This is a genomic window from Hydrogenovibrio sp. (assembly GCF_049975065.1).
Classification (GTDB): Bacteria; Pseudomonadota; Gammaproteobacteria; order Thiomicrospirales; family Thiomicrospiraceae; genus Hydrogenovibrio.
Genome location: NZ_JBNGDN010000089.1, coordinates 1 through 8205, shown reverse-complemented (window position 1 = coordinate 8205; position 8205 = coordinate 1). Strand labels below are relative to the sequence as shown.

7 protein-coding genes are annotated in these 8205 nt (G+C 51.4%); 2 read left to right on the top strand and 5 right to left on the bottom strand.

Annotation, left to right across the window (positions count from 1 at the left end):
- The 3 genes from ACP5D0_RS09120 to msrA form a co-directional block, all read right to left on the bottom strand.
- Positions 1-593, bottom strand: a 593-nt coding sequence (locus ACP5D0_RS09120) for a YceI family protein (protein WP_472365433.1), incomplete at its 3' end; no start/stop codon positions are given.
- A gap of 200 nt (positions 594-793) precedes the next feature.
- Complete coding sequence (locus ACP5D0_RS09115; protein WP_472365431.1) at positions 794-1654, bottom strand: TIGR01777 family oxidoreductase; 861 nt, start codon at positions 1652-1654, stop codon at positions 794-796.
- Positions 1655-1662: 8 nt separating this feature from the next.
- Positions 1663-2928, bottom strand: a complete 1266-nt coding sequence (gene msrA, locus ACP5D0_RS09110) for a peptide-methionine (S)-S-oxide reductase MsrA (RefSeq protein WP_472365430.1) — start codon at positions 2926-2928, stop codon at positions 1663-1665.
- 297 nt (positions 2929-3225) lie between these two features.
- On the opposite strand from msrA, the gene ACP5D0_RS09105 reads away from it, so the two are divergent.
- Positions 3226-4758: a sensor domain-containing diguanylate cyclase gene (locus ACP5D0_RS09105; RefSeq protein ID WP_472365429.1), complete on the top strand. Its 1533-nt coding sequence runs from the start codon at positions 3226-3228 to the stop codon at positions 4756-4758.
- Positions 4759-5231: 473 nt separating this feature from the next.
- On the top strand, positions 5232-6428 hold the full coding sequence (locus ACP5D0_RS09100; RefSeq protein WP_472365434.1) for an FCSD flavin-binding domain-containing protein: 1197 nt from the start codon (positions 5232-5234) through the stop codon (positions 6426-6428).
- A 258-nt stretch (positions 6429-6686) separates the two neighbouring features.
- Here ACP5D0_RS09100 and ACP5D0_RS09095 read toward each other — a convergent pair whose 3' ends face one another.
- Positions 6687-7379, bottom strand: coding sequence for a hypothetical protein (locus tag ACP5D0_RS09095; RefSeq protein WP_472365428.1), 693 nt, complete (start codon positions 7377-7379; stop codon positions 6687-6689).
- A gap of 8 nt (positions 7380-7387) precedes the next feature.
- Positions 7388-8068 carry a DUF6475 domain-containing protein gene (locus ACP5D0_RS09090; RefSeq protein WP_472365427.1) on the bottom strand — a complete coding sequence of 227 codons (681 nt, stop codon included), beginning with the start codon at positions 8066-8068 and terminating at the stop codon, positions 7388-7390.
- Positions 8069-8205: the final 137 nt, after the last annotated feature.

Genomic DNA, 8205 nt, shown 5'->3' with positions numbered 1-8205 from the left:
TACTGGCGGATGCCTTCGATATCGAGTTGGAAGTAGACTTGCGTGGAAGCGGAGCCGAGGTCGTAGGTGATGCCGTAATCCGCCAGTTTGATTTGGGTGCTGCCGCTGAACCCCGCGCGATAACCGCCCCATGGGTCTTTGCCTTCGCCGACTTTGCTGGCTTGAATTTCAATCGGTTGGGTGACACCGTGCAACGTTAAATCCCCTTTGATGGTCAGGGTTTTGTCGGCGTTTTCACTCACCGAGGTGCTGACGAATTGCGCTTGCGGGAATTTTTTCACATTCAGGAAGTCGTCGCTTCGCAGGTGTTTGTCTCGTTCTGCGTGGTTGGTGTTGACGCTGTCGGTCTCAATGGTGACATCCACTTGGCTGTTGGATGGCTTTTCAGCATCGTACACAAAGGTGCCGCCAAACTGGTCGAAACGCCCGGTCAGCCAGCTGTAACCCAGATGCTGAATTTTAAAGTTCACCGAGGCGTGCATGCCTTTGGTATCGATTTGGTAATTGACCGGTGCGGCCAAGGCGGCGGTGACAGACGCGACGGTTAGACCGGTCGCTAAAAAGGTGCGTTTAAGCCAAGTTAAGGTGTTCATTGGAAAGCTCCTTTGGTTCTTGAATGTACTTGTAATGGGTCTTGAAATGATTATTTAATTCAAAGTGTGAAAGCTTAACAATAGGTTACGCGGTTGGAAAGCGATTGGGAATCAATGCTTTGCGAAAAGACTGTTTCCAAAAAACGAACAATGTGCCAGGCCTGGCGAATTGTCCAGGCCTGGTCGAGCAGGCTAAATGGCTAGGGGAACAGGTGCGCCAGTGCGGCCTTCAAGGTGGGGTATTGGAAGCGGAAACCGGCTTCGGTTAATTTCGTGGGAATGACGGCTTGGCTGACGGTGAGCACTTGCGCACCGTCGCCGAGCAGTAACGTCAGTTGCCAGCGAAACACCGGCAGCCAGAAAGGGCGGTGCAACTGATGCGCCAACTGACGACCAAACTCGGCTTGTGAAACCGGTTGCGGGGCGGTCAGGTTGAAGGTGCCATGCCGCTCGGGATGCTGGAGCGCCCACGAAAAGGCGTGTAACAGGTCATCAATATGCACCCATGAAAAGCACTGGTGCCCACCGGCAATCGGGCCGCCGAGTCCGAGTTTGAAAGCGGGCAACATTTTGCCCAAGGCTCCGCCATTGGACGCCAGCACTACGCCGAATCGGAAGGTCAGCAGCCGTTCTGGCGGCGCGAGGGAGGCGAGTGCTTTTTCCCAGGCCTGGACTAAATCGCCAAAGGTGTTTTCTCCGGCTTTCGAATGGGATTCATCCAATGGATGCTCGCAGTCGGACTCGGGGTAGAATCCAATGGCCGAGGCGGCGATGACGCGTTTTGGCGGTTCGGGCAGTGAGGCCAATAGGGTGGCCAGACGCTGGTTGAGATCCACCCGGCTGTCCCAGATGCGTTGCTGGTGTGTTTGCGTCCAACGCTGACCGATATTGGTTCCGCTCAATTGAATCAGGACATCCAATCCGTTGAGTTCAGCGGCCAAGTCGAACTCGGGTTCGAACGCGCTTTGACCGAAAGCCTTGACCTCATGCCCTTGTTGTTCAAGAAAGGGTTTTAAGTGGGAACCGACCAGGCCTGTGCCGCCGAGAATGACCATGCGCATGCTGTTTATTACTCCGTTTGGTTCGTTTGAGCAGCGGCGCTGTCCGGTACAAATTTCAGTACATTGCCGTTGATGCAGTAGCGTTTATAGGTCGGCGGTGGGCCGTCGTTGAAGACGTGACCTAAATGAATGCCGGAACTGGCGCTGCGCACTTCAATGCGGTGCATGCCATGGCTGAAATCTTCATGTTCGGTGATGGCACCTTCCACCGGGTTGAAAAAGCTGGGCCAGCCGGAACCGCTGTCGAATTTGGTGTCGCTGCGGAACAGCGCGGCACCGGTAATGGGGTCCACAAAGGTGCCGGGGCGTTTTTCATCGAGATGCGAACCGGTAAAGGCCGGTTCGGTGCCTTGCTCAAAGGCGATGCGGCGCTGATCCGGCGTTAACAGACGATAACCGATCCATTTCCAGAAACGTGCCTTGTCGCCGTTATAGCCAGTGAAGCGCGAAACTTCTTGGCCGTTTTCAAACAACACGATGGTGGGGGTGGCGAACAGGGCTTTTTCCAGTGCCCAGCCTTCCGGTGGATTCGGGTTGAGAGTGGTGGTGACGGCCACATCGGCTTGCCAGTCGTTCAGAATTTCCGTTTTGAACTGCTGGCAGAAAGCGCAGTCCTCGGATTCGAACACCACCAATTGACGTGTCGGGTTTAAAGCGTCGCCTTGCAAGCGCGGGGCAGGCGGTTCGCTTTTTGGCATGGGCGACTGATCGTCGCTCGGGTATTTCACGCCGGTACCGCCCAAACCGCAATAACCATTGGGGTTCTTTTGCAAGTAATCCTGATGGTATTCCTCGGCGGTGATGTAGTTATGAAGCGGCGCAATTTCCGTGGTGATTTCCGGGTAACCGGCTTGGGTCAGAGCCGTTTGATAAACGGCCTGTGTTTGCTTGGCGGTGGCCATTTGCGCATCGTTGTGGGTGTAGATGGCGCTGCGGTAATTGGAGCCGACATCGTTGCCTTGGCGGTCACCTTGGGTGGGGTTGTGATTCTCCCAGAAGTGCGCCAAAAGGGTTTTCAGATCGACTTTGTTCGGGTCAAAAGTGACTTTAATGACTTCGGCATGATTACGCTTATCGGTTTTACCGTAACGAATTTCTTTTTCCAGCCCGAGCACGGCCTCATAACCGGCGTTTTCATCATCGCCACCGGCGTAGCCGCTTTCAACGTCAATGACGCCGGGAATTTCGCTCATGCGTTTTTCGGCACCCCAAAAACAGCCCATGCCAAAAACGATGGTGTCTGTCTGAGTCGAAGGGGTTGGGGTGTTTGGCATATTAGGCTCCTTAGCGCAAGCGGTCATGGTTATGGAGGTCATAAAGGCAAACAGTGTCAAGATCGAACGAATCAGGCTAACAGACATACAATTTATTCACCTTTGTGATTGAAGTGTGTATTTTTTGCGGTGCTCATTTGGGTCTTGAGTTCAAGGTTGCATTCAATTTAACCTTAAAGTCCGGTCGGTTTCAAGAGGGGAACGTTAATAGTAGACGGTTTTGACCGTTAGCAGCGCAATCCTGTTTTGATTTTGGATATGTTTTATAATGAGGTTGATAAATAATCAGGTGATTTCATGTCCGATTTAAATACGCGCGCGCTAGCGACAAAACAGCGAACCTACTTTGTGATGCTGGCATTATTGGCCATGCTTTTGGTGTCGGTTCAGCTGTTTTGGGGGCTGGATCAAACGCAGAAACGTTTTGATGATAAGGTGCAGAGTCTGTCTGAGACATTGCGCTATACGGTTGACGATTTGGAGCGCCAAGTGGATGAGTCTTATGAATTGATGCTGGTGCATTATGCGATGAATCCCGAAATTACCGAGAAGGTTCGACTTGGGCAGCGTCAAGAACTGTATCGTTTGCTCAAGCATGAATTTGAGGCGATGAAAACCGTCCAGCCCGCTTTGCTGACCTTGCATTTTATTGACGCGAATAATCACTCTTTCTTGCGAATGCAGGCACCGGATGCACCACAGAATGACTTGAGCGGGTTTCGAAACATGGTGGCGGTCGCCAGTCAAAATCGGCAAACCGTTCGTGGGTTTGAGTCTGGCCAGGATGGGTTCGGGTATCGAGTCGTGACGCCATTGTACGATGCGGATAACCATTATCTCGGGCTTTTGGAAGTCGGGGTGGGGTTGGACTATTTTGTTGAGCAGTTGTCGCATTATTCCGGCGTTCAGACACGGTTATTGATTCGAAGCGATCAGTTACCGGATACTCAAGACTATCGCTATTTTCCGAAAATCGGTGACTATTCGATGGTGCATGCGGATGCGCCTTTTAAAACGCTCGCGTTTGATGATACCCGGCAGTTGACTCAGCGAGTGCATTCTGCCGGTCGAACCTATTTAGTGTTGTCGGATATGTCACTTGGCGACTTTGATGGTCAGCCGGTCGCAAAGCTGCAGATGATGGAGGATGTTTCGGACGTTTATGACGATTACCTGCGCGATATGTGGGCGCAGGTGGTCTTGAGTGTTCTGGCTTTGGGGGTGTTTTTGTGGGTGCTCCGTTGGATTTTGCAGCGATACAGTTTGCGTCTACTCACCGCCATTGAAGAGGTGGAGGCGTTGCGCAAAAGCAATAAGGTCATCAAACGCAACAGTGAAATGGATGAGTTGACCGGCGCCTTTAACCGTCGTTATTTTAACAAACAGCTGTTCTGGTTGATTCAGCAATATGACCGTCGGGAACCGGTCGCGATCCTGTTTTACGACATTGATCACTTCAAACAAATCAATGACACCTATGGTCATCTGGTCGGAGATGATATTTTAAAAAGTTTAACGGATTATGTGCGGCGTCATATTCGTATAGAAGATGAGTTGATTCGTTGGGGCGGTGAGGAATTTGCCATTATTCTCAAGAATGTCACGCTTGAACAAGCAGTTGAAAAGGCGGAAAGCATTCGGCTAGGCGTTGCGGAGACGCATTGGGTGCAGGAGATTCGCTTTACCATCAGTATCAGTGTCGCGGGTTTGCAGCCGCACGATTCGCCAAAATCCGTGCAACAGCGTTTGGATGAGCGACTGTATCATGCCAAGCAGTCTGGGCGTAATCGAGTGGAATTTCGTTTCGGTGGTGAAGAGGTGGAAGCTTGATTTTTTCTTGTCGTTATGGTGCTTGTCCATAAATTTTTTTATATAAGTGTTTTCTTATAAGTTATTGATTCTTTTCTTTTTTTAACGGTTCTGGTTGATTCCTCTTATATTAGTAGTTGTTTTTATAGGGTTTTTTTATAAGCGAAATCTAGCGTTGGTATCCGGCGCTTGAATTTTTTTACCCATTCTATTCATGTGGTTTATCCGGCATAAGTAAATACTATTTGTTAAATTCCTATTCGTCTAGCTAAGTTGTTTCCCGTATCCATTGAGCCTTCTTTGTCTGGGTTTGGCGAGAAGCAAGCAGGCAACGGCAAAATGCAATGTGAAGAAACCATGAAAATACATAAAAAAAGAGGAAAACGGTACATGAAAAGAAGAGACCTGTTAAAACTGAGCGCAGTCGCGGGAGCCAGTATATTGGCTGGTTGCAGCACCACTTCCACGGCCTCCAGCACAGCGAAATCCGGTAAATCGGCTGGGCGCGTGGTGGTGGTGGGGGCGGCCCAGGCGGGGTATCCACCGCTCAAAACATCAAGAAAGCCAATCCGAACATCGAGGTTACATTGGTTGAGAAAAATGCCGATTACTCGACCTGCTTCGGCAGCAACTGGGTGCTGGACGACATTGTGGATATGGGCGATATCACCTTTAACTATAAAACGCTGGAGCAGAAACACGGCATTAAGGTGGTGATTGACGAAGTCATCGGTGTGGATACTGATAAACAGACCGTTCGTCTGGCCATGGCCTCTCAGCCGCTCCCCTATGACCGTCTGGTGGTTTCACCGGGCATTTCCTTCCGTTGGGATAAGATTGAAGGCTTGGATGAGTCCACCACCTATCAGGTGCCACACGCTTGGAAAGCCGGTTATCAAACCTTGATTTTGAAATCGCAATTACAGGCCATGCCGGAAAACGGCACCATGCTTCTGGCGGCACCGCCAAATCCTTTCCGTTGCCCTCCAGGGCCTTATGAACGTGCCAGTATGATTGCCAGCTTTATGAAAAAGCATAAGCCTAAGGCGAAATTGATTATTCTGGATTCAAAAGACAAATTCTCGAAACAGGGGATGTTTACCGCCGGTTGGGAAGAACAGTATGGCTTTGGTTCCGATAATGCCATGATTGAGTGGGTGTCGAAATCCAACGGAGGTGAAGTGACGCGCGTGGATCCTAAGACATTGGAAGTGGTGACGGCCAACGGAACCAAAATCAAAGCCGATGTGGTGAACTACATTCCATTGCAGAAAGCCAATACCACCGCGGCACGCATGGGGTTAACGGATGCGTCCGGCTGGTGTCCAATCAACCAGGAAACCTTTGAATCGACGTTGGTGCCGAACATTCATGTGCTGGGGGATGCCAGTGTCGCCTCGCCGATGCCGAAATCCGGTTTCTCCGCTAACTCGCAGGGGATGGTCTGTGGCGCGGCCGTGGCGGCTTTAATGGCAGGTGATAAAGCAAATGCCGGTGCGACGCTGGGGAATCAGTGTTATTCATTGGTGGCACCGGATTACGGGATTTCTGTCGCCGCAGGTTACAAGCTGGAAAACGGCAAAATTGTCAAAACCAGCGGCGGCCTCTTCCCGAAAGATGGCAGCTATGCGAAAGAAGCGAAATCGGCACACGGCTGGTATGCCGGTATCACTGGTTATCTCTATAAGTAATGTCTTTGCTGGGCGCTCGAAATTTCGAGCGTTTCAGTCACTTTATTTTCCATCCTGATCGAGCCAGGGATGGACGCCTGTCAGGGACGATAGGCGCGGCTCATCAAACCCGCTTCGGCGGGTTTTTTTGTGGCTGAATCACACGAGCGTGCTTTGCCCGAGGCTCATTGATGCTGAGGATTTCCCCAGGCCTGGTCAATCCTAGCCTAGTCAATATTGCGTTGTTTTGTGCCGTTCTTCAGCGCGGCGGCTGGCGCATTATTCGTGGGTGATCTTGACCGAGGCGTAGCGCTGGGCGTCTTCGGTTTTGCGTTTGAGCCAGTTGTGCGCCGCGTGCTCGACGGACTTTTCAATGGCGGCGCGTTTTCCAAGGCCGGAGTGAGCCGTCTGCTTGTCTTTGCTGTTACTGATCCAAAAGCGCCAGTAGGCTTCCAAGTCACTGTTCCAGAAACGGTCGGGGTTGGCGGCGACATAGTGCAGAAATTTGTCCAGGCTGGCCTGTGCCGCTTGGGCGGACAAGCCTTCCTCCTGAGCGTAATTGAGCATGACTTGGCTTTGCGAGCGCACCAGCTGCGATAACTTATTGTGCAAAACCGAGTCGGTTCCCTGAAAACGTTGCAGGTGTTTTTTGAGATTGTCGTCCAGCAGGGCGTCGCCAGCGGGTCGAACGGCTGAGGTCGGCAGCGTCAGTCCGGTGTGGGCTTGATAAGCTTTCGGATTGATCTGAAAGAGGCAGTAGTCCTGTTGGTTGCGCTTTACTTGCAGTATTTGGCGTTCTTCGAGTTTGAGCAGCACTTTGTACAGGACTTCGTCACGCCAGAAGGCAAACAGCGCTTCCAGTTCATCCGTTTTGATGGGGGCGTGGTTGTAGCTGTGTTGCAGCCAGCCGAGGAAAATGGCTTCATGGATGGAAAGGGTTTCGGCGACTTGCGTTTCAAAACGAATCTGCATACGAGACCTCAGGCGTGATTGGGTTTGTCTTTCGGTGATTTAGGCGCAGCGCCAGCGGAGAGGGATTCGGCCACTTTTTCAGTGGCCTGGCTAATGGTGATCAGCTTGCTGGGCGGCACCAACTGTTTCATGACTTCGCGCGCTTTGTCGGGGTCGCCGATGAGTACGGGCGGTTTCTTGCGCGGATTTTTCAAACGGCTGTTTTCGGCATTGACGATGCCCGTCAGTTCAACCGGGGGTTGGTTTTGTGCTGGCGTTCCGTAGAGGGCGCGGTAGGCATTTTTGAATTCATTGGCTTTGAACACCAGCGATTTTTCATCGGGGATGTTGCAGAGCGCCACCCAACCGCCCATTTTGTGAATGATGTGATGGATCAACGGGTCGTGAAAAACCACGTCTTGATAGGCCCCCACACGGCGAATGGCGGTATCGACTTCGTTCCAGGCGCGCAGAGCGTTGTCTTGGGTGCCGCCTTTGCAGTGCTTAATGATGTCGGAGACTTTCGGCCACCATTTGCCTTCTTCCGGGTGTTGCATATGGGCATTGAAGGCATCTTGAACTTGATCGATGGTGTAGTCTTTCAGTCCGCTCCAATACATTTCAAACGTAAGGTCGGTTAAGTCCTTTTCATAGTAAGCAAAAACCCAACTGAGGATTTTCGAGAACTTTTCCATGTCGTGTAGGTGCATCGTTTTTTCCCAATGAAGCGAGTGAGCACTGGCGCGTTTCAGTGTGGCCGTTTACTCGAAGATCAATTGTCTGGATGAGTCTAACCCGAATATTTCACAAATTTGCACCGACCTTGCTTGTTCCTTGATTCCACAAG